The following is a 24,564-nucleotide window of genomic DNA, read 5'->3' on the forward strand; positions in this document are numbered from 1 at the left end:
CGCTCGGCTAGGGCTCCAGCACCACCTTGCCGGTCGTCGCGCGAGTCTCCAGCGCACGGTGCGCGGCGGCCGCGTCGGCGAGCGCGAAGCGATGGATCGCGGGGCGCAGCCGGCCTGCGGCCGCCTCGGCCATGGCGCGGTCCTCGAGCACGCGCAGATCGCCGCCTGCACGCGCCGACATCGGCGGGCCGATCACCATCTCCGAGGTGATGCCGCGTTCGGCCAGTTCCTCGGTGGATAGCCGCACCGGTCCCTCGGCGGCCGACTTGCCCGACCAGCCGTAGACCAGATGCTGCCCGCCCGGTGCGAGCAGATCGATGCCGGTGCGGGCGACGTCGCCGCCCACGGAATCGAACAGCACGTTCGTCCCGTGGTCGCCGACGCGCGCGCGGACCCGCTCGGGCCAGTCCGGCGACAGATAGTCCACCGCTAGGTCGGCGCCGTTGCGCCGCACCTGGTCCACTTTCGCGGGGCCGCCGGCCAAGCCGATCACCGTGGCTCCGGCGTTCTTCGCGTATTGCACGAGCAGCGTGCCGATGCCGCCCGCCGCTGCCGTCACCAGCACGACGCTGCCGGGCTTCAGTTCGGTGAACTGGAGGATTCCCATGGTGGTCCGGCCGGTGCCGATCATCGCCACCGCCTCCGCCGCGTCCAGGTTCGCCGGGATCTCGTGCAGCCGGGCGGCGTCGGTGACGGCCAGTTCGGCGTATCCGCCGGGCACCGCGCCGAGATGGGCCACCACCTGCGCGCCCAGCAGGCTCGCGGCCACGCCCGAGCCCACGCGGTCCACCGTGCCCGCGACTTCGCGCCCCGGGATGGTCGGCAGCTCGGGCGCGGGAAACGGCCCGGCCTCGCCCCTGCGCAGCGTTGTATCGACCAGATGCACACCGGCGGCGGCCACCGCGATGCGGACCTGGCCGGGGCCCGGTACGGGATCGGGTACGGGTTCGTAGCGCAAATTCTCGGCCGGGCCGAAGGCATGGAGGCGGATGGCGTGCACGGTGGCTCCTTGGTCGTGAGGCGGTCGCCGCCCAGCCTGCAACCTCAACTCAGGTCGAGGTCAACCGATCGCGCCGGGCGGCCCTGGCCTCGAATCCGTCGCAGAGTGCGTCGAGTCCGTCGTAGAGCAGTTCCTCCTGCGTCAGGTCGCGCACACCGCTGCCGGCCAGATCGGTCAGGGTGGGTGGGACCGAATCCCGTGCCGTGCCGTTCAACAGCGTCCGCAGCCCGTTGTCCCCGCCGGGATCCATGCCTTTGCGTGCCATCAAATCCGCGCTGATCTCCGGCAGCGTGGCGCCGGAGATGTGATTCCACACCGAGAAGGACATGCCGGTCGCCTCGCGGGTGGACACGCCGAGTTCCAGGAAGCCGTCCACCAACCAGGCCAGGCAGGCCAGGCTCTGCGGCCCGAAGCTGTAGCGCGGAGTGGCGAAGGTGAGCAGCACCCACGGATGCCGCCGGTACAGGGCCCAGTCGATCTCGGCGGCGATGCGAACCCGGTCGCGCCAGGTCCACCGCTGTCCTTCGGGGGAGGGGTAAGGATTGCGCCGGGCCACTTCGTCGGTCATCAGCGCGAGCAGTTCGTCTTTGTTCGCGACGTGGCGATACAGCGACATGGCGCCGACCCCGAGCCGCTCGGCGATGCGCCGCATGGACAGCGCGTCCAAGCCTTCGGCGTCGGCGAGCTCGATCGCGGTATCGACTATGGCGGCGCGGTGCAGCATGCGTACACTGTACCCGGACTCATGCGTACGACGTACGCGCCAGCGAGAGGATGTTCGGCGATGACAGACGTGCAGCCGGTGCGGACCGCGCCGTCCACGACCGGCTCGCGCCGCGCCTGGCTGGGCCTCGCGGTCCTGCTGCTGCCGGTGCTGCTGGTGTCGATGGACATCTCGGTGCTGTTCCTCGCGATGCCGACCCTGACGCTCGACCTGGACCCGTCGGCGGACCAGCAGCTGTGGATCCTGGACATCTACGGCTTCCTGATCGCGGGATTGCTCATCACCATGGGCAATCTCGGTGACCGGATCGGGCGGCGCAACATCTTGCTGGTGGGCGCCGCGGTCTTCGGCATCGCGTCGGTGATCGCCGCGTTCGCGCCCAGCGCGGGCGTGCTGATCGCGGCGCGAGCACTGATGGGCATCGGCGGCGCGACACTGCTGCCGTCCAGCCTGGCGCTGATCTCGGGCCTGTTCCCGGATGCGCGGGAGCGAGCCGCCGCGATCGGCGTCTGGACGGCGTTCTTCGCCGGAGGCTCTGCCGTCGGGCCGATCATCGGCGGCATACTGCTGCACCACTTCTGGTGGGGTTCGGTGTTCCTCATCAACATCCCGGTGCTGCTGGTGCTGCTCGCCTTCGGTCCGTTCGTCCTGCCCGAACACCGGGCGGGCGTGCGGGGCCCGCTGGACCTACCGAGCGTCGCCCTGTCGATCGGCGGCATCCTGCCGGTGGTGTACGGCATCAAACACGCCGCGACCGAAGGCATCGACGCGCGGGCGATCGTCGTCGCGCTGGTCGGCGTGGTGATCCTGACGGTGTTCGTGCGCAGGCAGCGCCGGCTCGACGAACCTCTGCTCGACCTGCGATTGTTCGCCCGGCCCCAGTTCTCGGTGGCCATCGGCGCCAGTCTGACGGGGATGATGTCGCTGGCCGGGCTGAGTTATCTGACCAGCGTCTACCTGCAGTCGGTGACCGGGCGGACGCCGCTGGCCGCGGCGGTGCTCGGCATTCCGATGGCGATCGCCGTTTTCGTCTGCTCGGTGGGTGGCGCCCGGGTCGGACATCGCTTCGGCGCTCGTGCCACCTTCGTGTTCGCCTTGCTGGCCTCCGCGGCGGGCAACTTGATGCTGCTCGGTGTCGGCGCGCACGACGGGCTGGGGTGGTATCTGGTCGGGTCCACGATCGCCGGAGTCGGCTACGGTCTGGCGTTCACCTTGGTGTCCGAGGTGTCGGTGTCCTCGGTGCCGCCGGAGCGGGCCGGGTCGGCCGTCGGCATCTCGGAGACCAGTTTCGAGCTGGGCAACGCGCTGGGCTTGGCACTGCTCGGGTCGCTCGCGGCGCTGATCTTCCGGTCCGGGGGCGACTACGCGGGGACGCTCGGCGAGACCATCCAGCGGGCCGCCGGTGACGCGGCGCTGGTGGAGGCGGCGCGCGGCTCCTTCGTCGACGGCATGCACGTCGCGGTGGCCGTCGGTGCGACGGCGCTCACCGCGATGGCGCTGATCGCGCGGTTCGCCTCGCCCGGACCGCGCTGAGCCGCGCTGCCGGGATCAGCGGCCGAACACCGCCGCCACGACCTCGGCCGCCCAGCGGTTCATCGGCCGGACGATCGCGCCGTGCGCCCATCGGACCGGACGCACCACCAGCGCGTGCCAGACGACCGCGAAGGCGGCGAACACCGGGCGCAGCACAAAGCGGTACACCGCCAGGCACGGCATCACCACGAGCACACCCACGATGCGAGCGGCCACCCGCCACCCATACCGCGCGGTCGCGCGCAGCACATTCCACAGCGGGCGGAGCACCCAGCGCCACAATTGCGACAGAGGCCAGACGATCAGCCACTTGACTGTGTGGTGGCATACCCAGGCGATGGCATAGACGATCGGTGACACGATCCAGCGCAGCAGCCAAACACCGGCGGGACGAATCACTCTGCGCCACAGGAAAACCTCCACCGCTCGCCGCAGCGGTCGCAACAGGTACTCCAGCAGGAGGGAGGCCAACGGCGTGAGCACCAAGCCCCACAGCAGATGCTGGAGCATCCAGCCCCACAAGAAGTCCTTCGCGAAGATCCACGCGGGCCGCAGCACCCAGTGCCAGATCAGTTCGGCTACCGGAACCAGCAGATGCCGCGCGACGTACACGAGCGCCGCTCCGGTGACGCGGCCCAGCAGGCGAATACCCTCCCACAGCAGGCGGATCGGGACCAGCACCGCGATCGCGAGTCCGCGTGCGATCCACTGTGCGATCGAGACCTGCGTGTCCGGCGTCGACACGACGTTCCCCCCTCGGCTGATATGCCGGAGCTCGACCCCGGCGAAACATTCTCCATGAAACCTACATTCGAGCACACTGCTGCTACCGGGCGCGTGAGTAGAAATGCTCGAGCGCACCGGCGCGCCGCCCGGGAGCCACACGTCGCCCGTGATAAAATCAAATGTCATGTTTTCGCATGATCCCGCCCTCGGCAGTCGCCCCTCCGAGCTCGACATCGAGATAATCCAGGCATTCTTGCGCCGCTATGACGACTGTGTCTCCGCATCCGACTTCGACGCGCTGCCCGGCTTTTTCGACCCGCAGATCCTGGTCGTCACACCCTCGACGAGCCGGTGCGTCACCCGCGAGGAATTCCTCGCCGCCGCCCGCGCCCGCGCCCGTGTCCGCGGGCTGACGGCTTCACGCGCCACACTGGTCACCCAGTCCACCGTCGAACTCGGCGGCCACTACTGGCTCACCTCGGCGCACTGGAGGATGACCCTCGACGACGCCGCCGCCCTCGAGCTCTCCAGCGATTTCCTGGTCCGGCGTACCGATGGCGGCCTGAGCATCGCCGCCTACCTCACCCGCCAGGACTTGCCGCAGCTCATACGGGACAGGTCCCGCACGGACTGATCGCCCGAACGGCGGGTGGCCGCCCAGATCGACGCCTACAGTCGGATTCGTGAACCACGCCCGGGCCTCGAGCAACGGCAGGCCGATCGCCGAACGAGTGGCGACGCGGCTGCTGTACCCCACGTCGCGGCCGCGCGAGCAGGCGTTGCGCGCCGCGGTGAGCGGCGAGATCGTGCTGGTCACCGGTTCCTCGCACGGCATAGGCAAGGCCAGTGCGCGCAAGCTGGCCGCGGCGGGCGCGATCGTCCTGCTCGTGGCCCGCTCCGGTGACGAACTCGACCGGCTGGCCGCGGAGATCACCGCCGCGGGCGGTGTCGCGCACACCTACCCCACCGATCTGACGGACATGGACGCCGTCGAACGGCTGGGCCGCAGGCTCCTCGACGAGCACGGGCGCCTCGACGTGGTGATCAACAACGCGGGCAAGTCGATCCGCCGCCCGATCGCCGAGTCCTACGACCGTTTCCACGATTTCACCCGCACCATCGATGTGAACTATCTCGGCCCGGTGCGCCTGCTGCTCACGCTGCTGCCCGCCATGCGCGATCGCGGAGCAGGCCACATCGTCAACGTGTCCACCTGGGGTGTGCGCATGCCGCCCGCGCCGCGCTGGGCGGCCTACGGTGCGTCCAAATCCGCCTTCGACGTCTGGTTGCGCAGTGTCGCGGCCGAGGTGGCCCGCGACGGCGTCACCACCACCTCGATCTATCTGCCGCTCGTGCACACCAGGATGAGCGCGCCCACCGACTTCAGCCGTGTCCCCGGCCTGACCGTGGACGAGGCCGCCGACCTGGTTTGCCACGCGGTGACCGCCAAGCCGCGGGAGATCGCCCCGTGGTGGTCGGCTCCGGTGCAGGCGTGGACCGACCTGACCCGCGGCCGCGCCCAGCGATTCATGGAGCGCGCCTTCCGCCGTTGACCCGCGACGACCGGGACGTCCGCTCGGCCCGCCGGGACATAGGATCGACCGGTGCGTGCATCCACTGCGACCGGTCCGGCCGCGTCCGGCCTGACGATGGTGCTCGCGCTCGCCGACTCTCGGCTGCCGATCGGCGGTCACGTGCACTCCGGCGGCGTGGAAGAAGCCGTCGCGTCCGGCTCGGTCCGCGACGCCGTGACAGTGGAGCTGTATCTGCGCCGCCGGATCCGGACGGCGGGACTGGTGGCCGCTTCGCTTGCCGCGGCGGTGTGCGCGGGCGAACTGGATCCGGCGCGCGCCGAGGCGGAAGCCGACGCGCGCACACCGGCCCCCGCTGCGCGGGCCGCATCGCGCGCGCAGGGCCGTGGCCTGTTGCGCCTGGCGAAACAGCTCTGGCCCCGGCACGATTGGTCGCCGTTGGGCACCACACCGCATTTGTCCACGGTCTTCGGCATGGCCGGCGCGGCTGCCTCGGTGCCGCCAAGGGAAATCGCGAGCGTGGTCGTCTACACGACCCTGACCGGCGCCGCCACCGCCGCTCAGCGGCTGCTGGCATTGGATCCCGCCGCGATCGCCGCGTGCACGATCCGGCTGGCCGGCCTGTGCGACCGCGTCGCCGCCGAGGCCGTGACCGGTCTCGCCGCGATGTCCGATCCGCTGCAGGATGTGCTCGCCGAGCGCCATCGGCAACGCGACATGCCCCTGTTCGCGAGCTGAAGCCCAGGAAGAAGGAGACCGCGCCATGCCCCCGCATCTGATCGACGGTGAGCCGCACGACCACGGTCACGATCGGCCGAAACGGACCCGCACGCCCGGAGAGGCGCTGCGCATCGGCATCGGCGGCCCGGTCGGTTCGGGCAAGACCGCGCTGGTGGCCGCGCTGTGCAGGCAGTTGCGCGACGAACTGTCGCTGGCCGTGCTGACCAACGACATCTACACCACCGAGGACGCCGATTTCCTGCGCAGGCACGCGGTCCTGCCGGACGAGCGGATCACCGCCGTGCAGACCGGCGGTTGCCCGCACACCGCCATTCGCGACGACATCACCGCCAACCTCGACGCGATCGAGGACCTGGTCGCCGCCAACCCGCCGCTGGATCTGATCCTGGTCGAATCCGGCGGCGACAACCTGACCGCGACCTTCTCCTCCGGCCTGATCGACGTGCAGATCTTCGTGGTGGACGTGGCGGGCGGCGACAAGGTCCCGCGCAAGGGCGGCCCCGGCGTGACCTTCTCGGACCTGCTGGTGGTCAACAAGACCGATCTGGCGCCGCTGGTCGGCGCTGATCTCGGCGTGATGGAGCGCGACGCGGCGCGGGTGCGCGCGGACCGGCCGACGGTGCTCGTCTCGCTCACCGAGGATCCGGCGGCGACACCGGTGCTGGCCTGGGTGCGCGAGCAGCTGCGCGCGGTCGCCGAGCGGGACCGCGCGGACGAATCCGCCGCCGCGCACTGAGCGCCGCTGGTGCGCACCGAATTACGAATAGTCGCCCGCCCGGCGGCCCTTCCGGAGATCCACGCGAGCGGCGGGTTGTCGGCCCGCCGCACGGGCCCGCGAACGGTCCATCTGATCGGCACCGCCGCCACACCGCTGGGCGGGGACGAACTCGACATCGCGATCGTGGTCGCGCCCGGCGCCGAACTGGTGGTGCGCTCGGTCGCGGCGACTCTCGCGCTGCCGGGCGCGGCGACGCTTCTGTCGTCCGGACGCTGGCACCTGGAGGTCGGTAGCGGGGGAGCGCTGGATTTCGATCCCGAGCCGATGATCGTCGCCGGTGGCGCGCGGCACCATACGGTCACCACGATTCGGTTGGCCTCCGGCGCCCGGCTGCGCATGCGCGAACGTGTCCAGGTCGGCCGCGCGGGCGAGGACGGCGGCGAGTGGCAAGGAGACCTGATCGCCGACGTGGACGACGTGCCGCTACTGCGCCACCGGTTGGCGCTGGGCGCGGGCACACCGGCCGACGACGCGCTGTCCGCGCCTCGGGCTCTGGAGAGTGAACTCGTCTATCCGGACGAACGCCCCGCGGCGACGACCGGTTTGACGCAGACCCGGCTGCCGCTGGCGGCGGGTGGCAGCTTGTTCACCCGTACCGGGGTGCTGCTGAACGTCTGATGAACAGACCGTGCAGTCTGTCGATTTCGTCTCGGACAGGTGTAGGCCTCCCGAGACATGGAGAAAGAAAGGGTGGGAGCCCGACAGCGTCGTCGGGTTCCCACCCTTTCGGCTCGCTCCTCGGACTGTCATCCGATCAGCCGTTGGCCGTATCCGCGGTCTCCGGAGCCGGCTCGGCGACCTCCGGAGCCGGCTCGGTGGCCTCCGCCCCCGGCGCCGGCGCGCTGAGCGCCCGCGGAGGCGCGCTGAGTGCGTGTACCGCCCCGAGACCCGCGCCGATGCCCGCGCCGATGGCGGACAGCGGGGCGGCCATCAGAGCCGCACCATAAGCGGCGCCGACCGGGCCCGCGGCGAGGCCGATCGGCGCGAACGGCAGACCGATGGCCAAGCCGAGACCCCCGCCCATGGCCGCCCCGAACAACGCGAACGGGCTGGCGAACACGAAGCCCGCCGCCGCGCCGATCGCGGCGGCGCCCATGGTCTGCCCGGCGACACGGTCGGACCTCGTGCGCTCCATCCCGATCGAATCGAGGAACGTCGCCATATTGGCCTCGGCCATCGCGGAGCTGTCGTTGATCTGGATCGCCTGCTCCCGGTAGAGCCACTCCGGTGCGTCGACCTGCACGTCACCGAAGCGCAATTTGCCCGAAGGCGGTGCGATCGGCGGCACGGGGGCGACCGGAACAGGAGCGTGCAGCCCTTCCACCGGAGCCAGGTACTGGTGATCCGGCAACGGACGTGCCCACTGCAACGAACTCAGCACGTCGTCCGGGATTCGCAGACCCTCGTACGGGCGCACGTTGGGCGCCTCGGCCCCGGGCCACTGGGCCTGCTCGGTCGAATCCGTTCTGGTCACCGGAGCGGGGTGATCGGGCTCGGCGTTCGCCGTACCGGTTCCCACCAGCGCGAGAACGAGAGGAACCGTCCCCGCGGCGACGATGGAGCCGAGCTTCGGCCGATGCGGCGCGGGTGCTCGGTGCTTGCCTGTGCCCATAGATCACCTTTCATCCGAAGGAGACGTCGACGCCTCACATTCGGATCTGTCGGCGACCTGGATTGGTCGAACGCGCTACTACACCGGTCAGCCTGCCTTGGCGTCGGTGTGCGCCTTGTCCACGGCGACCCGGCTGTTGGTGGAGGTGCCGAGGGCGGCGGCCAATTGTTCGGCGTCCTCGTCGTCGCCGTTGCTGATCGCCTCCAAGGCCAGCCGGGCGAAGACCCACTGTTCGGTGGCCGCCATCTGACCGCGACTGCGGCCGAGGAAGGTGACGAACCACTGGATGACGGTGATGATCCTGCTGCGGTAGCCGACCAGGTAGTACAGGTGCAGCGCCAGCCAGGCCAGCCACGCGATGAACCCGCCGAACTCGAGCTTGCCCACCTGGCAGACGGCGCTGAACCGCGAGATGGTGGCCATGCTGCCCTTGTTGAAGTACTTGAACGGCTTGCGCTCCTGCGGCGCCTGGCCCTTCAGCCCCGCTTTGATCTGCTTGGCGGCGTAGGTCGCGCCCTGGATGGCGCCCTGCGCCTGGCCGGGGACATTCGGCACCGACATCAGATCGCCGACCACGAAGACGTTCGGGTGGCCTTTGACGGTCAGGTCCGGTTCCACCACGACGCGGCCCGCCCGATCGACCTCCGTGCCGTCGGACTGGTCGGCGATCATCTTGCCCAGCGGGCTTGCCTGCACACCCGCCGACCAGACCTTGCACGCCGACTCGATGCGGCGGATCGTGCCGTCGGAGTCCTTCACCGTGACACCGAACGCGTCGACATCGATCACCATGGCGTTGAGCTGGATCTCGACGCCCATCTTCTCCAGTCGTCGTTCGGCCTTGCCGCCGAGTTTCGGCCCCATCGGCCCGAGCACCGCGCCGGCGCCCTCGATGAGCACGACCCGCGCGTCGCGTGGATCGATGTTGTGGAAGGTGCCCTCCAAAGTGCGGTCGGACAGCTCGGCGATCTGCCCGGCCAGTTCGACGCCGGTCGGTCCGGCGCCGACGATGACGAAGGTCAGCAGCCGGTCGCGCTCCTCCTGGGTGGTCGCGAGCTCGGCCTGTTCGAACGCGCCGAGGATCCGGCCGCGTAGCTCCAGCGCGTCGTCGATGGTCTTCATGCCCGGTGCATAGGTGGCGAACCGGTCGTTGCCGAAGTAGGACTGCTGGGCGCCGGTCGCGACGATCAAGCTGTCGAACGGCGTGACCGTGTCCTGGTCGAGCAGGCGCGAGGTCACCGTGTTGTGGGTCAGGTCGATATCGGTGACCTCGCCGAGGAGCACCTGTGCGTTCTTCTGCTTGCGCAGCACCAGCCGGGTGGCGGGCGCGATCTCGCCGACCGAAAGGATGCCGGTGGCGACCTGGTAGAGCAGGGGCTGGAACAGGTGGGTCGAGGTCTTCGAGATCAGCGTGATGTCGACGTCGGCGCGCTTGAGGTGCTTGGTGCCGAACAGGCCGCCGAAGCCCGAGCCGATCACCACCACCCGGTGCCGGCCGTTCTCGACAGTCTGAGTGCTCATCGTCCTGCTCCTCGATGGACCTTGGGGGTCGTCCCCGGCGGCGATTCCTGACAGCTAAACCGTAGCCGCCGCGCCGGGAAGCGTCACGGCGAGATCCCCGTTCCTGGCGTGTTGCTCCCCGCCGCCGGGCCGGGGCGGGGAGGATCGACGCGAGGCGAATCGGCCGAGCGGACGAGGTCGAGAGCCTACGATGGGAGCTGTCGTCCAGGGAGGATTGCCATGGTCGCCGGTGACCGTGCGGTCGGCCGAAAACGCAGCGTGCAGGCCGATTCGGAGAACATCGCGCTGATCGAGGTCCCGCACGGCCATCTGATCGACCGGGCGCTCGGACTGCTGCCGGAACGACGCCACGTGCTGGCCACCCCGCCGCAGGGCAGCGACGCCCAGCCGGTGCGCGGCGATGCCGGACTGCCCTACCTGGGCCGGGCATTGCACTACATGCGCTGGGGTCCGGCCGAGATGATGGAGCGCTACCGGCGGTACGGACCCGTGTCCCTGAACAGCTCGCTCGGCGTGGACCGGGTGCTGGTCGCGGGACCCGACGCGCTGGACGAAGTGCTCGGCCACCGCCGCCGCGACTTCGGCCAGGGCTGGGACTACTTCATCGGCCCGTTCTTCCGCCGGGGCCTGCTGCTGCTGGAATTCGACGAGCACAAATTCCACCGCCGGATCATGCAGCAGGCGTTCACCAGGGACCGGCTCGAGGCGCACCTGGCCGCGCTGACCCCGGTGGTGCGGGCGAGCATCGCACGCTGGGTGCCACGCGAGCGCGACGCCGAACGCACGGTGCGGCTGTACCCGACAATCAAGGAGCTGACCCTCGACATCGCGGGCGAGAGCTTCATGGCCGCCGACGTCGGGCCGCAGCGCAGGCAGTTGATCGACGCGTTCGTCGACTGCACCCACGCGGGACTCTCCATCATCCGGCACTCGGTACCCGGCGGCCACTGGCGGGCCGGATTGCGCGGCAGGAGAGTGCTCGAGGACTACTTCACCGCGATGCTGCCGCAGAAGCGCCGCGCGGAATCGGCGGACTTCTTCTCGGGCCTGTGCCACGCCCGCAGCGAAGACGGCGGCGTCTTCGGTGACGCGGACGTGGTCAACCACATGATCTTCTTGATCATGGCGGCGCACGACACCACCACGACGACCGCCACCGCCGTGGCCTACTACCTGGGCAAGCACCCCGACTGGCAGCAGCGGGTGCGCGCCGAAGTGCTGGACATGGACGCGCGCCTCGGCGACGCGGCGCCCGCCATCGCGGACTTGGAGGCGCTGCGCGACCTGGATCTGGTGGTCCGGGAGAGCCTGCGGCTGATGCCGCCGGTTCCCGGATTGTCGCGGCGCGCCGTGCGCGACACCGAGATCGCGGGCCACTACATCCCGGCGGGCGCCCCCATCGACCTCGCCTACCAGGTGAATCACCTGCTGCCCGAACTGTGGACCCGGCCCGAGCGCTTCGATCCGGAGCGGTTCGGCGAACAGCGGCGCGAGGACAAGTCGCACCGCCTGGCCTGGATGCCGTTCGGAGCGGGCGCGCACAAGTGCATCGGGATGCACTTCGGCACCTTCGAGGTGAAGACGGTGACCGCCGCCCTGGTGCGCGAATACGAGTGGCGGATCCCCGACGAATACCGCATGCCCTGGGGATTCACCACGATTCCCTTCCCCAGGGACGGTGCGCCGATGACGTTGCGCAGGCGCGCGGCCACCTGAGCGACCGGCCCGCCCGGGTCAGCGGCCGGCGAGCAGGATCTCCGCGAGCTTGGTGTCGGTCTCGGCGCCCTCGGTGTAGCCGCCCGCGTCACCCAGCGAGCTCATGATGGCCAGCGTGTAGCGCTCGCCCGGTCCCGCGAAGCCGACCGAGTTGACCACCCAGCCGCCTTGTTCGGCCGACCAGCCGTTCTTGAGCCCGGGACGCATGCTCGCGCCCGCGCCCCACACGCCCCAGTGCTGGTTGGAGTCCACCGCGCGCATCCGGTCGACCAGGTAGTTGCGGTCGTCGGGGTGCATGTGGTTGAGGATGTGATCCATCAGCCGGTCGAGGTCGGCGGCGGTGCACTTCTGGAACGACCAGTCCGGGAACAGCGCGGTGTTGGTGGGCTGCGGAACCAGCGAGCTCATCCCGTTGGCGCGGAAGGCGTTGTTGAACGCCATCCGGTCGATCCCCGAGTACTTGGTCCAGAGCAGGTCGGCGGCGCCGTCGTTGGAGGTGGCGAGCATTCCCTCCATCAGCCCGCGATCCTCGGGGGTCAGGTTGATGGCGCCGACACGCGCCCGGTTGAGCAGGTCGGCGGCGATCGCGAGCTTGATGGTGGACGCGGTCCAGACCGCGTTCTCGGCGTTGGCGTTGGCGTAGACGCCGCCGGAGACCCGGTCGCGCAGGACGTAGCCGGTGACACCGGGCCTGCTGTTGAGGTAGGCGTCGGCCTTGGCGATGCGGCTGCTCAGATCGCAGTCGAAGCCGGGCAGGCAGCCCTGCGTGTGCGCGAGCGGCGTCGCGCCCGCGATCGGGAGCGCGGCGGGCAGGCTCGGGGCGATGATCGCCGCGGCGGCGAGGAGACAGGCGGAGGCGGCCACGCGGGGAACGGTTCGGGTGGCGGGGGACGGGTAACGCACGAGGGACCACGATCGCACATCGCGGGTCCGGACGCACGTCTTGAGCTGGGGTCCAGGGTGTGCTATCGCCCGGTCCGGGTGCTTGCGCCGCAGTGTAATTCGCTCATCACCGCTGGCCAGGGCACGTCAGCGGAAGGCGGCGCGCAGTTCTTCGACGGTGCGTCCGTTGAGCCGGTAGCAGTGTTCGAACGCCTCGGTGTGCCGATCCCGGGGCCAGGAGTGTAGGACGACGGTGCGCCCGTAGTGGCGGGAGTTGACGAGCTCCCAGCGGTCACCGATCCGGCGGACCGTGAATCCGCCTCTCGGGACCAGGGGAATCACCATCGCATCCATGAACGCGAACCAGCCTTTCGGTGCAGCTCTCTCGTTCCGCCCCGGTGCAACTCTTACCTCCCCGGTGCAGCACTGTCGCACATCGCCGCGGCGGTCCCCTCGTGACACGGCGGAGTAATCCGTTCTCGTGTGGTCTATTTCACTGGCGTCCGGATGGGGGCGGTGCAGTTGCGCGTCGGTCGCTGGGCGTATAAACGTGCACGAAGTCCGAGGCCAGCGCAGCCGGACACCATCGATCGAGAGGGCGCAGATGCCGCTGCACATCCACCGTGCCGAGCGCGCCGACGTGCTCGCCCGGGTGCTCGCGGGGGTGCTGGCCTCGCCGCAGGCGGATCCCTTCGCGGCCGAGGTGGTCGCGGTACCCGCGAAAGGCGTGGAGCGCTGGCTGACGCAGACGCTCTCGGGGGTGCTCGGCGCGGACGGCTCGGGCGACGGCGTGTGCGCGAACGTCGCGTTTCCCTCGCCCGCGGCGCTGGTCGCCGAAGTGCTGGCCGCGGCGAGCGAGGTCGCGCCCACGGAGGACCCGTGGGCGCAGGAGCGGGCGGTGTGGTCACTGCTGCGCGTGATCGATGCGTCGCTGTCCGAGCCGTGGTGCGCGGTTCTGGCCAGGCACCTCGGCGCACGCGGCACCGCGGGCGGTGAGCACCGGGCCGGTCGGCGCTATGCGACCGCGGCCCGGATCGCCGCGTTGTTCGACAGCTATGCCGCCCAGCGGCCCGCGTTGATCACCGAGTGGGCGGCGGGTGCGGACACCGACGGGACGGGCGCCCCGATGCCCGACGATCTGCTCTGGCAGCCGATGCTGTGGCGCGGGTTGCGCGCCGAGATCGGGACGCCGAGTCCGGCCGAGCGGCTCGACGCCGCCTGCGCGCGGCTGCGCGCCCGGCCGGATCTGGTCGCGCTGCCGCCGCGGCTGTCGTTGTTCGGCGTGACCCGGTTGCCCAGCGACCAGCTCGCCGTCCTGGCGGCGCTGGCCGCGGGCCGCGACGTCCACCTGTGGCTGGTGCATCCCAGCCCGGTCCTCTGGTCGGCGCTGAGCGAGCTGCCGACCGCCCGCACCCGGGCCGAGGACCGCAGCGTCACGGCGGTCGCCCACCCGCTGTCGGCCGGACTGGCCCGCGACGTGCGGGAGTTGCAGCAGCGGCTGGCCGTACTCGCCGCCACCGGCTCCGACACCTATCACCCGAGCATCTCTGCTCGATCCGAAGACGGTGTCGCGGAGAACGATTCGCCCACGACACTGCTGCGTGCGCTGCAACGGGGCATCCGGGACGACCGGTGGCCGCCGGTGCCGGGGAAAGTCGCGGCCGACGGCACCGTGCAGGTACACGCGTGTCACGGCCCCGCACGGCAGGTCGAGGTGCTGCGGGAATGCCTGCTCGGGCTGTTCGCGGCCGACGAGACCCTGGAGCCGCGGGACGTGCTGATCATGTGCCCGGAGGTGGAGGCGTACGCGCCGCTGGTGCGCGCGGCGTTCGGGCAGCGCACCTCGGGGACGCCGGAGGCGCATGCCGACTCGGAACATCCGGCGCACCGGCTGCGGGTGCGCCTGGCCGATCGGGGACGCGGTGTGACCAATCCGCTGCTCGCGGTGATCGCAGCGCTGCTCGAGCTGGCCGACGGCCGGGTGACGGTGACCCAGGTGCTCGACCTCGCGGCCGCCGAGACCGTCCGGCGCCGTTGCGGATTCGACGACGACGATATCGAACGACTGCGCGAGTGGGCGGCCGAATCCGGGGCGCGGTGGGGCATCGGGCAGCGGCAGCGCCAAGCGTTCGGTCTCGCCGATTTCGCGCAGAACACGCTCAACAGCGCGGTGGACCGGATCCTGCTCGGCGTCACAGCGGGCGAGACCTCGGATGATTGGCTGGATCTCGCACTGCCCTTGGACGACGTGGACAGCAACGACGTCGACCTGGCCGGGCGCTTCGCGGAGTTCATCGACCGGCTCGCGGTGTGCCTGCGTGACCTGCGCGGCCCCCGGCCCGCGCACGAATGGGCGGCGGCGCTGGGGCGTGCGCTGGATCTGCTGACCGACGTACCGGACGCGCAGGCATGGGTGCGCGCCGAGGCCAGGCAAGAACTCGCCGCCGCCACCGACCACGCGGGCGAGGTGTCGTTGCGGCTGGCCGATGTCGGTGTGCTGCTGCGTTCGCGGCTGGCCGCGCGTCCCACCAGGGCCAATTTCCGCACCGGTGAGCTGACCGTCTGCACGATGGTGCCGATGCGGTCGGTGCCGCACCGGGTGGTGGTGCTGCTCGGCCTCGACGACGAGATGTTCCCCCGCGCGAGCGCGGCGGACGGTGACGACGTGCTGGCCCGCGAACCGCTGCTCGGCGAACGGGATCCGCGCAGCGAGGATCGGCAGTTGCTGCTGGACGCGATACTCGCGGCCCGGGACGCACTGCTGGTGTTCCACACCGGCGCCGATCCGGTCAGCGGGGCGCACCGCCCGCCCGCCATTCCGGTCGCCGAGTTGCTGGACGCGCTGCGCGCTCATGCCGGCGCGGCGGCGATGCCGAGGGTGGTGACGCGGCATCCACTGCAGTCCTTCGATCGCCGGAATTTCCGGGCCGATCAGCCGTTCAGCTTCGACACCGCGGCCTTGGCCGGCGCGTGCGCGGCCGACGAACCCCCACAACCGCGGCCCGCGTTCCTGCCCGCGCCGCTGCCCGCCGCCGACGCGGCGGATGTCGCGCTGGCCGATCTGATCTCGTTCGCCGAGCACCCGGTGCGTGCCTTCCTGTGGCAGCGTCTCGGCCTGCGGGTGCCCGAGCACGAGGAGGACATCGCCGACCGGCTGCCCATCGAACTCGACGGCCTGGCCAAGTGGGAGCTGGGAGAGCGCCTGCTCGCGGCCCGCCTGACCGGCGCGGACCCGGCCGGGTTGCGGGCGGCGGAGTGGCGGCGCGGCACCCTGCCGCCCTTCGGATTCGGCGCCGCCGTGCTCGACGAGGTCGAGCACACCGTGGACCGGCTGGTGCGCGCCGCGCAGGCGGACTACGCGGGCCAGGCGCGCGCGGTGGACATCGCGGTGGATCTGGGCAACGGACGACGGCTCACCGGCACCGTGCCCGAAGTGCGCGGCGACACCCTGGTCCGCACCACCTTCTCCCGCTTGGCTCCCAAACACCGGATCGCGGCGTGGGTTTCGCTGCTCGCGCTGACCGTCACGGAGGATCGGTCCTGGCGGGCCGTGAGCACCGGCCGCGGCCAGTTCGGCCGTCCTGCCTGGCGCTGCGAGCTCACCGCGCCCGACGTGCCGGTGGCCGGGGAGATCTTGCGTCAGCTCGTCGCGCTGCGCGACGCGGGCCTGACCGAACCGCTGCCGGTCGCGCCCGCCGCGTCCGCGGTCTACGCCGAGCGCCGTCTCCGTGGCGCGAGCACCGACGACGCGATCGCCGCCGCGGAGCGCGAATTCAACGGCGGCCCCAACGGTCCAGGGCCGTTCGGCGATCACACCGACCGTCACCTGCGCTACGTCTGGGGTCCGGCGCCCCGGCTGGAGGACCTCATGGCCGCGCCCGCCGCGGCGGGCGAGCCGGGGGAGAGCACCCGCTTCGGTGCGCTGGCCCGGCGGATGTGGGCCCCGCTGCTGGCCGCGGAAAACCAGGGCCAGCCGTGACCGAACACGCGGCGGCCGGGCGCCCGCGACCGTTCGGCGCCATGCGGTGCCGAACGCCGGAATACACCGCCCCGGCGCGTGTCGGTCGCCGGTGGACGGACGGGCGCGCGGCAGAATGTCAGCTCGGACAATCGCTTCGGGACCGTGCGGCGTGGCAGGCCACCGGGGCGAGCGCCGAGGCCGCGAACCGCGTGACCACCGGCCGCGCAGGAGGGAGGCACGCATGACCGTGCAGGAAACCTCCTTCGACGCGGCCGCTTTCGACGCCGACGCGTTCGAGCCGTACGGGCCGCTGCCCACCGGGACGACCGTGCTGGAGGCCAGCGCGGGCACCGGCAAGACGCACGCCATCGTCGGTCTGGCGGTGCGCTACGTCGCCGAGGCCGGGGTCGGCATATCCCAGTTGCTGCTGGTGACATTCAGCCGTGCGGCGACCCAGGAGCTGCGGGAACGCACGCGCGACCGATTCGTCGCCGTGGCCGCCGGATTGGCCGACCCGGCAGCGGCCCGCGCGCACGCCGACGAGCTGGTCCGCCATCTCGCGCAGGCCGGGGAAGAGGAGGTCCGGCTGCGGCAGCGGCGGTTGCTGACCGCCCTGTCGGATTTCGACGCCGGCACCATCGCCACCACACACAGCTTCTGCCAGCGCATGCTCGACGAACTCGGGCTCGCGGGCGAGCACGACCCGGGCACCAGGCTGGTGGAGACCGTCGACGACCTCGTCGGCACCGTCGTCGACGATCTGTATCTGCACCGCTATGCCCGCGCCGAACCACCGTTCTCGGTCAAGGAGGGCCGCACGCTGGCGCTGGCCGCGGTGCGGGACCGGCACGCCGCGCTGGTGCCCGACGGCGCGGCCGGTGAGCGCGTGGCGTTCGCGCGGGCCGTGCGCGCCGAGACCGAGCGCCGCAAGCGGCTGGCCGGGCTGCGCGACTTCGACGACCTGCTGGTGCTGCTGCACGAGGTGCTCGCCGATCCGGAGCACGGCCCGCGCGCGTGCCGCCGTATCCGCGCGCGCTACCGGGTCGCCTTGGTCGACGAGTTCCAGGACACCGACCCCCTGCAATGGGACATTCTGCGCAGGTCGTTCCACGGGCACGCCACCCTGGTGCTGGTCGGCGATCCCAAACAGGCGATCTACGCCTTCCGCGGCGCGGAGGTGCTCAGTTACCTGGACGCGGTCGCGCACGCCGACATCCGTCGTGAGCTCACCACGAACTGGCGCAGCGACGCGGGACTGCTCGCCGCCCTGGACCATCTGCACGGCGGTGCGGCGCTCGGGCACGAGGAGATCCGCGTGTATCCGGTCGCCCCGGCCAGGGGGTGGTCGCGGCTGTCCGGACCCGGGGAACTCACCACGCCGATGCGCGTGCGGTGCCTGCCGCGCACCGGCGCGGGACCGCTGAACAAATCCGGCTTCCCGGCCGTCGGGCGGATGCGCGCCGAGGTCGCCGCCGATCTCGCCGCGGATATCGTCCGTCTGCTCGAATCCGGCGTATCCCTGGATGCCAAAGCGGAAATCGCCTCTCCCAGCGAAGAGCCGGCCGCTCCGGGGGAGACGGCGCGCAGGCCGGTCGGACCCGGCGACATCGCGGTGCTGGTGCGCACCCGCTCGCAGATCGACGTGGTGCGCGCCGCGCTGGACCGCGCGGGCGTCGCCTCCGTGCTGGCCGGCGGCATCAGCGTCTTCGCCACCAGCAGCGCCACCGACTGGCTGTGGGTGCTGCGGGCGCTGGAACAGCCGCATCGCGGCGACCGGGTGCGGCTTGCCGCGTGCACGCCGCTGTTCGGCGTGACAGCGGCCGAGATCGATAGCGGCGGAGCGGATCTGGTCGGCCGGGTCAGCGCCCAGTTGCGCGAGGCGGGGCGATTGTTCGCCCGCGCGGGATTCGCGGCCGTGTTCGAGAAGATCTCCACCGAAGCGGGCCTTGCGCAGCGGCTGCTGGCCGTCGAGAACGGGGAGCGGCAGCTCACCGACCTGCGCCATATCGCGCAACTGCTCGATCAGGTCGCGCTCAGCGATGGCCTCGGGCTGACCGCGCTGACGCGGTGGCTGGCCGACCGGGTGCGCGATCCCGCCTCCGGCGCCGTCGCCGACCGCAGCCGCAGGCTCGACCGGGACGCCGCCGCCGTCCAGATCGCCACCGTGCACGCGAGCAAGGGACTCGAATTCCCCGTCGTCTACCTGCCGTTCGCCTGGGACAGCGCCAAGAATCCCTATCCGGCGACGTTGCTGTTCCACGCCGACGACGGCACCCGCGTGCTGGACGTCGGCGGTCCGGATGCCCCGGGATACGCCGAACGCAAGGCACGCAGCGAGGCCGAGGAGGCCGGAGAGGAACTGCGGCTGCTGTACGTCGCGCTGACGCGGGCCATGTGCCAGATCGTCGCGTGGTGGGCACCCGCGATCTCCACCGCGGCGTCGCCGCTGCACCGGATGGTCTTCGGGCGCGCCGATCGGGACGCCGTCGTCGCCAACCGCGCCGCGGTGCCCGCGGATTCCGTTGCCGCGCAGTCTCTTTCGGCATGGGCGCAGACCGCGGGAGCGGCGATCTCGGTGACGGCGGTCGCCGGGACCGGCGACGTCGAGATCCGGCGGGCGCGCACCGCACCCGGGCAGGGCGCACTGGCCGCCGCGCGCTTCGACCGGGTGCTGGACCAGCAGTGGCGGCGCACCTCGTACTCGGCGTTGACCGCCTCCGCGCACGGGCCCGCGGCGATGGAACCCGACAGCGAACCGGAGGATCCGCGCGGGCCGGGCGACGAGCCCGCGGGCACCTCCCTGCTCGGCACGGAGCCGGAACCGGCGGGCGCGGCGTCGCTGATGAACGCGCTACCTTACGGCGCGGAGTTCGGCACGTTGGTGCACGGCGTCCTGGAACGGATCGACACCGGCCGCCCGGATCTGGCGGCCGAGGTGCGCGACCGGTGCCGCGAGGCGGTGGGCGAGCTGATGGCCGAGATGGATCCGGAGGTCCTGGCCACCGCACTGCTGGCGGTGCTGCGCACCCCACTCGACGGCGGCTGCCTGGCCGACATCGCCCCCCGCGACCGCCTCAGCGAACTCGAGTTCGAATTGCCACTGGCGGGCGGGGATCGCGTCGGCGCAGGCTCGGCGACCCTGCGGCATATCGCGGGCTTGCTGCGTGAGCATCTCCCGGCGGACGACGACATGCTCCCGTACGCCGACCTGGCGGCGGCGCTGGAGGACATCCCGCTGCGCGGTTACCTGACCGGCAGCATCGACGCCGTGCTGCGCGTCGCGAGCGGCGCGGAGCCGCGATTCGTCGTCGTCGACTACAAGACCAACCGGCTGGGCACCGGTGATCTCACCGTCGCGCACTACACCCGCGACCGCATGGCCGCCGAGATGCTGCGTTCCCACTATCCACTGCAGGCGCTGCTGTATTCGGTGGCGTTGCACCGGTATCTGCGCTGGCGGTTGCCCGGCTACGACCCCGCCCGGCACCTCGGCGGGGTTCGGTACCTGTTCGTGCGCGGCATGATCGGACCGGAGACCCCCGCCGGGTGCGGTGTCTTCGACTGGCACCCACCCGCCGCTCTCGTCGTCGCGCTGTCGGCGCTGCTGGCCGGGGAGGCGGCGCAGTGACCTCGATCCAGGTGGCGCAGCGGGGAACCGGGCTGCTGCGCACCTTCAACGAGGCGGGCGTGCTGTCGGCGGCCGACGTGCACGTGGCGCTGCGGTTGGGCCGGCTGGGCCGGGAATCGTCGGAGCCGGTGCTGTTCGCCGCCGCGCTGGCCGTGCGCGCGGTGCGTTCCGGCTCGGTGTGCCTGGAATTGCACCGGATGCGGGAGATCGGCGTCGACGCCGACGAGACCTGGGACGCGGGCGTCGATCCGGCGACGCTGCCGTGGCCGGACATCCCGGCGGTGGTCGCCGCGCTGCGGGTGAGCCCGCTGGTGCTCGGTGGGCCCGCGGGCCCGTTGCGTCCGCTGCGGCTGGTCGAATCCCAGGGGGCGGGCGATTCCGGCCCGCTGCTCTACCTCGACCGGTACTACCGGCAGGAGCAGACGATCCGGCGGGTGCTCACCGAGCGCTCCGCGCACCATCCGGTGGTCGATCCGCACATCGTGCGACGCGAGCTGGACCGGTTGTTCGACGCGCAGGCCGGTACCGCGCCGGACCGCCAGCGGCTGGCCGCCGCGCTCGCCGCGACGCACTGGACCACCGTGGTGGCCGGCGGGCCGGGCACCGGCAAGACCCACACCATCGCGCGGATCATCGCCTTGCTGTCCGCGCACCGCGCCGCCGAGCCGAAGCTGCCCGCCCTGCGCATCGCGCTGGCCGCCCCGACCGGCAAAGCGGCCGCGCGCCTACAGGAAGCCGTGCGCGAGCAAGCCGTCTCGCTCGGACTGCCCGAACTCACCGCCGCCACCCTGCACCGGCTGCTCGGCTGGCAGCGGGGACGCAGCACCCGGTTCAAGCACCACGAGTTCAACCGGCTGCCCTACGACGTGATCGTGGTCGACGAGACCTCGATGGTCTCCTTGACCATGATGAGCAGGTTGCTCGCCGCGCTGCGCCCGGACACCCGCCTGATCCTGGTGGGCGATCCGGACCAGCTCGCCTCGGTCGACGCCGGCGCGGTACTGGCCGACCTGGTCGCCGGACCGGTCGCCGCCACCCCGAACCCCGTCCTCGACGAGATCCTCGGACCGGAGACGGCCGCCGATCATCCCGAGGCGTTGACCACGCTGGAGCGCACCCGCCTGCGCGGCGGCATCGTCCGGCTGACCAGGGGCCGCAGGTTCGGCGGCCGGATCGCCGACCTGGCGGTTGCCGTGCGCGCGGGGGACGCGGACACCGCGCTCGAACTGTTGCGGGCGGGCGGCGACGAATTGTCGCTCGGCGCGCCCGACGAGCTGACCGCGGTGCGCGCCGACGTGGTGCGCGCCGCGGGCGCGGTCACCGCCGCCGCGCTCGGCGGCGACGCGGCGGGCGCGTTGAGCGCGCTCGAATCGCATCGCGTGCTGTGCGCGCACCGGCAAGGGCCGTTCGGCGTCGAGCGCTGGGACCGGATGGCCGCGGAGTGGGCCGCCGCCGGGGGAGTGGGCCCCGATGCCCACCAGGCGCCGTGGTACCCAGGACAACCGCTGCTGGTCACCGCGAACGACCACGAGGCGCGGATCTACAACGGTGACACCGGCGTCGTCGTGCGCATGTCCGACGGTTCGCTGCGCGCGGCGCTGCAACGCGGCAGCGAACCGTATCTGGTGCATCCCACGCAGTTCCCCGCGGTGGTCACCGTGTTCGCCATGACGATCCACCGCAGTCAGGGCAGCCAGTACGACACCGTGTCCGTCGTCCTGCCAGAGCCCGAATCGACCCTGCTGACCCGGGAATTGCTGTACACCGCGATCACCAGGGCGCGCAGGCACGTCCGGATCATCGGCACCGACGAGTCCATCCGCGCGGGTATCGCGCGGCGGGTGCTGCGCGCCAGCGGGCTGTCGCGCCGGGAGGGAGAATCCGGGCGCCGATGACGGAATCTCACGTTCCCGGCGCCCGCGGCGTCTACCCGGTGTGAGCCTGCCCCCGTTCGAGGAAATAGTGGCCGAATACGGCCCCATGGTGTTGCGCGTCTGCCGGGCGGTGCTCGGCCCGTCCGACGCGGCCGACGCCTGGTCGGAAACGTTTCTCTCGGCGCTGCGCGCGTTTCCCGGTCTCCCCTCGGAGACGAACATCGAGGCGTGGCTGGTGACCATCGCGCATCGCCGCGCGATCGACGTCGGACGAGCGCTCACCCGTGCGCCCGTCCCGGCCGAGTCGTTGCCGGAACGTCCCGCCACCGCCCCGGGACCCGCCGACTACGACCCCGACCTCTGGGCCGCCCTGCGCGCGCTGCCCACCAAGCAGCGCCAGGCGGTCGCCTACCACTACCTGGCCGGGCTTCCGCACGCGGAGATCGCCGAACTGCTCGGCAACTCGCCCGACGCCGCCCGCCGCGCCGCCGCGGACGGCCTGAAGACCCTGCGCAAGCTCTACCCGAAGGATGAAGCATGATGGCCACCCTCGACCGCGGCGACGGGTTGTCGCGCGCCCTGACCCCCGACGCCGACCTGCTCGCCACCCTGCACGCGCGACTGACCGCCGACGCCGAAGCGGAGGGCCTGCTCGATGTCGCCTACCGCCTGCTGGACACCCCCGTCGGGACGTTGCTGCTGGCCGCGACGCCCGCCGGACTCGTCCGTGTCGCCTACCCCACCGAAGACCACGACACGGTGCTCGCCACACTGGCCGCCCGGATCAGCCCCCGGATTCTCGCGGCGCCCGCCCGGCTGGACGCCGCGGCGCGGCAGATCGAGGAGTACTTCGCGGGCAGCCGAACGCATTTCGACCTGCCGCTGGATCTGCGGCTGGCCGCGGGATTCCGTCGTCAGGTGATCGAGCACCTGCCCGCCATCGGCTACGGACAGCGCGCGAGCTACGGCGCGGTGGCCGCCGCGGTCGGCAACCCGCGTGCGGTGCGCGCGGTCGGCTCCGCCTGCGCCCGCAATCCGCTGCCGGTGGTGATCCCGTGCCACCGGGTGGTGCGCGGCGACGGGTCCATCGGACAGTACATCGGCGGCATCACCGCCAAGCACGCGCTGCTGAGCATGGAGGCGGCGTGAGCGCGCGCCGCAGCGGCGCGAACCGGGACGGTCACCATCCCGCGGACCCGACACCATCCGCGGAGTTCGCGGAATCCGGTGCTTCCCTCACCGATCGCGTCGAGGCCCAGCCGTGGCGGGCGCTGTTCGAAGAAATCGACGCCCACGGCTGCGCGGCGACCGGACCGATCCTCACCCCGGCCGAGTGTGCCGAGTTCACCACCATGTGGGACGACCTCGCCCGCTTCCGCTCCACCGTCGACATGGCACGCTACCGATTCGGCGAAGGCACCTACCGGTACTTCGCGAATCCGATGCCCGAGCCGATCATGGCCCTGCGAGCGGCCTTCTACCGAAGACTGCTGCCGTCGGCGCGATCCTGGGCCGAGCGGTTCGGCGACCCGGCTCCGTGGCCGGACGACTTCGCGGACTGGCTCGATACCTGCCACGCCGCGGGCCAGACGAAACCGACCCCGATCCTGTTGCGCTACCGCCGCGGTGACTGGAACGCCTTGCACCGGGATCTCTACGGCGAACTGGTCTTCCCGCTACAGGTCGTCATCGGCTTGGATCGACCGGGGATCGACTACAGCGGTGGGGAATTCGTGCTCGTGGAACAGCGGCCGCGCGCACAGTCGAAAGCGACCGTCTCCGTGCTGGACCAGGGACACGCGCTGATCTTCACCACTCGTGATCGGCCGACGCGATCCAGCCGAGGGTGGTCCCGGGCCCCGATGCGCCACGGCGTCAGCCGTGTGCGCGGCGGCCTGCGGCACACATTGGGCCTCGTGCTGCACGACGCGCAGTAGCCGCCGGTGTACATGTTGCTCGGCGACGACGGCCTGGCGTATCCCAGCGCAGTGCCGGGACGGTACGGCGGTCATCGCCGCGGCCGGATCTACGGTCGCCTCGACTGCCCGTCCGCCCTGCGGGCCCTCGGTCGTGGGGGCTACCGGAGGCACCGCGTCTTCTTCGCCACCGAGCTCGACGCGCTGGCCGCGGGTTATCGCCCCTGCGCCGTTTGTCTCCCCGAGCGATACGCCGTGTGGAAAGCACCGCACTCGTCTCGATGAGGGTGGTAGCGCAGGACGGCAATGGCCGCGCGCCCGAATTTGGGAATATTCGGAACTGGCCGCCGAGCGGAATTGGTAAGAGACACAGGATCGCTCGAACATCTGGCGGCCCGGCCGGGCGATGTTATTGACTGC

The 24,564-nt window shown here is 71.4% G+C and carries 21 protein-coding genes; 14 read left to right on the forward strand and 7 right to left on the reverse strand.

Going from position 1 to position 24,564, the window contains the following annotated elements:
- Positions 1-7 precede the first annotated feature (7 nt).
- Together ACGF7Y_RS05275 and ACGF7Y_RS05280 are read right to left on the reverse strand one after the other, a co-directional pair.
- Positions 8-1,000: a zinc-binding dehydrogenase gene (locus ACGF7Y_RS05275; RefSeq protein ID WP_393229436.1), complete on the reverse strand. Its 993-nt coding sequence runs from the start codon at positions 998-1,000 to the stop codon at positions 8-10.
- A gap of 49 nt (positions 1,001-1,049) precedes the next feature.
- Complete coding sequence (locus ACGF7Y_RS05280; RefSeq protein ID WP_393229438.1) at positions 1,050-1,724, reverse strand: TetR/AcrR family transcriptional regulator; 675 nt, start codon at positions 1,722-1,724, stop codon at positions 1,050-1,052.
- Positions 1,725-1,784: 60 nt separating this feature from the next.
- Here ACGF7Y_RS05280 and ACGF7Y_RS05285 point away from each other — a divergent pair, with 60 nt between their 5' ends.
- Complete coding sequence (locus tag ACGF7Y_RS05285) at positions 1,785-3,257, forward strand: MFS transporter (RefSeq protein ID WP_393229441.1); 1,473 nt, start codon at positions 1,785-1,787, stop codon at positions 3,255-3,257.
- 15 nt (positions 3,258-3,272) lie between these two features.
- Here ACGF7Y_RS05285 and ACGF7Y_RS05290 read toward each other — a convergent pair whose 3' ends face one another.
- Positions 3,273-4,169, reverse strand: coding sequence for a hypothetical protein (locus ACGF7Y_RS05290; protein WP_393229443.1), 897 nt, complete (start codon positions 4,167-4,169; stop codon positions 3,273-3,275).
- On the opposite strand from ACGF7Y_RS05290, the gene ACGF7Y_RS05295 reads away from it, so the two are divergent.
- The 5 genes from ACGF7Y_RS05295 to ACGF7Y_RS05315 all read left to right on the forward strand — a co-directional run bounded on the left by ACGF7Y_RS05295 (position 4,168) and on the right by ACGF7Y_RS05315 (position 7,652).
- Entirely contained in the window at positions 4,168-4,617 is a 450-nt protein-coding gene (locus ACGF7Y_RS05295; protein WP_393229446.1) for a DUF4440 domain-containing protein, read from the forward strand. The two genes, ACGF7Y_RS05290 and ACGF7Y_RS05295, sit on opposite strands and share 2 nt — an antisense overlap.
- A gap of 49 nt (positions 4,618-4,666) precedes the next feature.
- The gene (locus ACGF7Y_RS05300) at positions 4,667-5,536 is read left to right on the forward strand and encodes an SDR family NAD(P)-dependent oxidoreductase (RefSeq protein WP_393229449.1); all 870 of its coding nucleotides are present in this window, start codon (positions 4,667-4,669) and stop codon (positions 5,534-5,536) included.
- A gap of 96 nt (positions 5,537-5,632) precedes the next feature.
- A complete protein-coding gene (locus tag ACGF7Y_RS05305) occupies positions 5,633-6,253 on the forward strand; it encodes an urease accessory protein UreF (RefSeq protein ID WP_393230959.1) in 621 nt (206 codons plus the stop codon).
- Positions 6,254-6,278: 25 nt separating this feature from the next.
- Positions 6,279-6,992 (forward strand): urease accessory protein UreG, encoded by a 714-nt coding sequence (ureG, locus tag ACGF7Y_RS05310; RefSeq protein ID WP_393229452.1) that lies wholly within the window; start codon positions 6,279-6,281, stop codon positions 6,990-6,992.
- A gap of 9 nt (positions 6,993-7,001) precedes the next feature.
- Entirely contained in the window at positions 7,002-7,652 is a 651-nt protein-coding gene (locus ACGF7Y_RS05315) for an urease accessory protein UreD (RefSeq protein WP_393229455.1), read from the forward strand.
- Positions 7,653-7,788: 136 nt separating this feature from the next.
- Here ACGF7Y_RS05315 and ACGF7Y_RS05320 read toward each other — a convergent pair whose 3' ends face one another.
- Both ACGF7Y_RS05320 and ACGF7Y_RS05325 read right to left on the reverse strand, forming a co-directional pair.
- Complete coding sequence (locus tag ACGF7Y_RS05320) at positions 7,789-8,646, reverse strand: hypothetical protein (RefSeq protein WP_393229458.1); 858 nt, start codon at positions 8,644-8,646, stop codon at positions 7,789-7,791.
- 87 nt (positions 8,647-8,733) lie between these two features.
- On the reverse strand, positions 8,734-10,167 hold the full coding sequence (locus ACGF7Y_RS05325; protein WP_393229461.1) for an NAD(P)/FAD-dependent oxidoreductase: 1,434 nt from the start codon (positions 10,165-10,167) through the stop codon (positions 8,734-8,736).
- A 219-nt stretch (positions 10,168-10,386) separates the two neighbouring features.
- On the opposite strand from ACGF7Y_RS05325, the gene ACGF7Y_RS05330 reads away from it, so the two are divergent.
- The gene (locus tag ACGF7Y_RS05330; RefSeq protein ID WP_393229464.1) at positions 10,387-11,883 is read left to right on the forward strand and encodes a cytochrome P450; all 1,497 of its coding nucleotides are present in this window, start codon (positions 10,387-10,389) and stop codon (positions 11,881-11,883) included.
- Positions 11,884-11,901: 18 nt separating this feature from the next.
- On the opposite strand, the gene ACGF7Y_RS05335 is transcribed toward ACGF7Y_RS05330, so the two are convergent.
- Complete coding sequence (locus ACGF7Y_RS05335; RefSeq protein ID WP_393229467.1) at positions 11,902-12,747, reverse strand: tat pathway signal sequence; 846 nt, start codon at positions 12,745-12,747, stop codon at positions 11,902-11,904.
- 165 nt (positions 12,748-12,912) lie between these two features.
- Complete coding sequence (locus ACGF7Y_RS05340) at positions 12,913-13,110, reverse strand: hypothetical protein (protein ID WP_245660045.1); 198 nt, start codon at positions 13,108-13,110, stop codon at positions 12,913-12,915.
- A gap of 259 nt (positions 13,111-13,369) precedes the next feature.
- On the opposite strand from ACGF7Y_RS05340, the gene recC reads away from it, so the two are divergent.
- The 7 genes from recC (at position 13,370) to ACGF7Y_RS05375 (ending at position 24,429) form a co-directional block, all read left to right on the forward strand.
- Positions 13,370-16,744: an exodeoxyribonuclease V subunit gamma gene (gene recC / locus ACGF7Y_RS05345; protein WP_393229469.1), complete on the forward strand. Its 3,375-nt coding sequence runs from the start codon at positions 13,370-13,372 to the stop codon at positions 16,742-16,744.
- Positions 16,745-16,967: 223 nt separating this feature from the next.
- A complete protein-coding gene (locus tag ACGF7Y_RS05350; RefSeq protein ID WP_393229471.1) occupies positions 16,968-20,354 on the forward strand; it encodes a UvrD-helicase domain-containing protein in 3,387 nt (1,128 codons plus the stop codon).
- Positions 20,351-22,249: an exodeoxyribonuclease V subunit alpha gene (gene recD, locus ACGF7Y_RS05355; RefSeq protein ID WP_393229474.1), complete on the forward strand. Its 1,899-nt coding sequence runs from the start codon at positions 20,351-20,353 to the stop codon at positions 22,247-22,249. Before ACGF7Y_RS05350 ends, recD begins: the two co-directional genes overlap by 4 nt.
- Positions 22,250-22,295: 46 nt before the next feature.
- On the forward strand, positions 22,296-22,769 hold the full coding sequence (locus ACGF7Y_RS05360) for an RNA polymerase sigma factor (protein WP_062976866.1): 474 nt from the start codon (positions 22,296-22,298) through the stop codon (positions 22,767-22,769).
- Entirely contained in the window at positions 22,769-23,377 is a 609-nt protein-coding gene (locus tag ACGF7Y_RS05365; RefSeq protein ID WP_393230962.1) for a methylated-DNA--[protein]-cysteine S-methyltransferase, read from the forward strand. Before ACGF7Y_RS05360 ends, ACGF7Y_RS05365 begins: the two co-directional genes overlap by 1 nt.
- 122 nt (positions 23,378-23,499) lie before the next feature.
- Positions 23,500-24,165, forward strand: coding sequence for a 2OG-Fe(II) oxygenase (locus ACGF7Y_RS05370; RefSeq protein WP_393230964.1), 666 nt, complete (start codon positions 23,500-23,502; stop codon positions 24,163-24,165).
- Positions 24,166-24,177: 12 nt separating this feature from the next.
- Positions 24,178-24,429, forward strand: coding sequence for an Ada metal-binding domain-containing protein (locus ACGF7Y_RS05375; protein WP_393230967.1), 252 nt, complete (start codon positions 24,178-24,180; stop codon positions 24,427-24,429).
- Positions 24,430-24,564: the final 135 nt, after the last annotated feature.

The organism is Nocardia sp. NPDC047654, from assembly GCF_043205035.1.
Lineage (GTDB): Bacteria > Actinomycetota > Actinomycetes > Mycobacteriales > Mycobacteriaceae > Nocardia.

Bases quoted from the DNA above. Each gene is read 5' to 3' on its own strand.
- recC (WP_393229469.1), top strand. From the start codon at position 13,370: ATGCCGCTGCACATCCACCGTGCCGAGCGCGCCGACGTGCTCGCCCGG.
- ACGF7Y_RS05350 (WP_393229471.1), top strand. From the start codon at position 16,968: ATGACCGTGCAGGAAACCTCCTTCGACGCGGCCGCTTTCGACGCCGAC.
- ACGF7Y_RS05290 (WP_393229443.1), bottom strand. From the start codon at position 4,169: ATGACATTTGATTTTATCACGGGCGACGTGTGGCTCCCGGGCGGCGCG.
- ACGF7Y_RS05280 (WP_393229438.1), bottom strand. From the start codon at position 1,724: ATGCTGCACCGCGCCGCCATAGTCGATACCGCGATCGAGCTCGCCGAC.
- ACGF7Y_RS05285 (WP_393229441.1), top strand. From the start codon at position 1,785: ATGACAGACGTGCAGCCGGTGCGGACCGCGCCGTCCACGACCGGCTCG.
- ACGF7Y_RS05305 (WP_393230959.1), top strand. From the start codon at position 5,633: ATGGTGCTCGCGCTCGCCGACTCTCGGCTGCCGATCGGCGGTCACGTG.
- ACGF7Y_RS05320 (WP_393229458.1), bottom strand. From the start codon at position 8,646: ATGGGCACAGGCAAGCACCGAGCACCCGCGCCGCATCGGCCGAAGCTC.
- ACGF7Y_RS05325 (WP_393229461.1), bottom strand. From the start codon at position 10,167: ATGAGCACTCAGACTGTCGAGAACGGCCGGCACCGGGTGGTGGTGATC.
- ureG (WP_393229452.1), top strand. From the start codon at position 6,279: ATGCCCCCGCATCTGATCGACGGTGAGCCGCACGACCACGGTCACGAT.
- ACGF7Y_RS05330 (WP_393229464.1), top strand. From the start codon at position 10,387: ATGGTCGCCGGTGACCGTGCGGTCGGCCGAAAACGCAGCGTGCAGGCC.
- ACGF7Y_RS05375 (WP_393230967.1), top strand. From the start codon at position 24,178: ATGTTGCTCGGCGACGACGGCCTGGCGTATCCCAGCGCAGTGCCGGGA.
- ACGF7Y_RS05295 (WP_393229446.1), top strand. From the start codon at position 4,168: ATGTTTTCGCATGATCCCGCCCTCGGCAGTCGCCCCTCCGAGCTCGAC.
- ACGF7Y_RS05340 (WP_245660045.1), bottom strand. From the start codon at position 13,110: ATGGTGATTCCCCTGGTCCCGAGAGGCGGATTCACGGTCCGCCGGATC.
- ACGF7Y_RS05365 (WP_393230962.1), top strand. From the start codon at position 22,769: ATGGCCACCCTCGACCGCGGCGACGGGTTGTCGCGCGCCCTGACCCCC.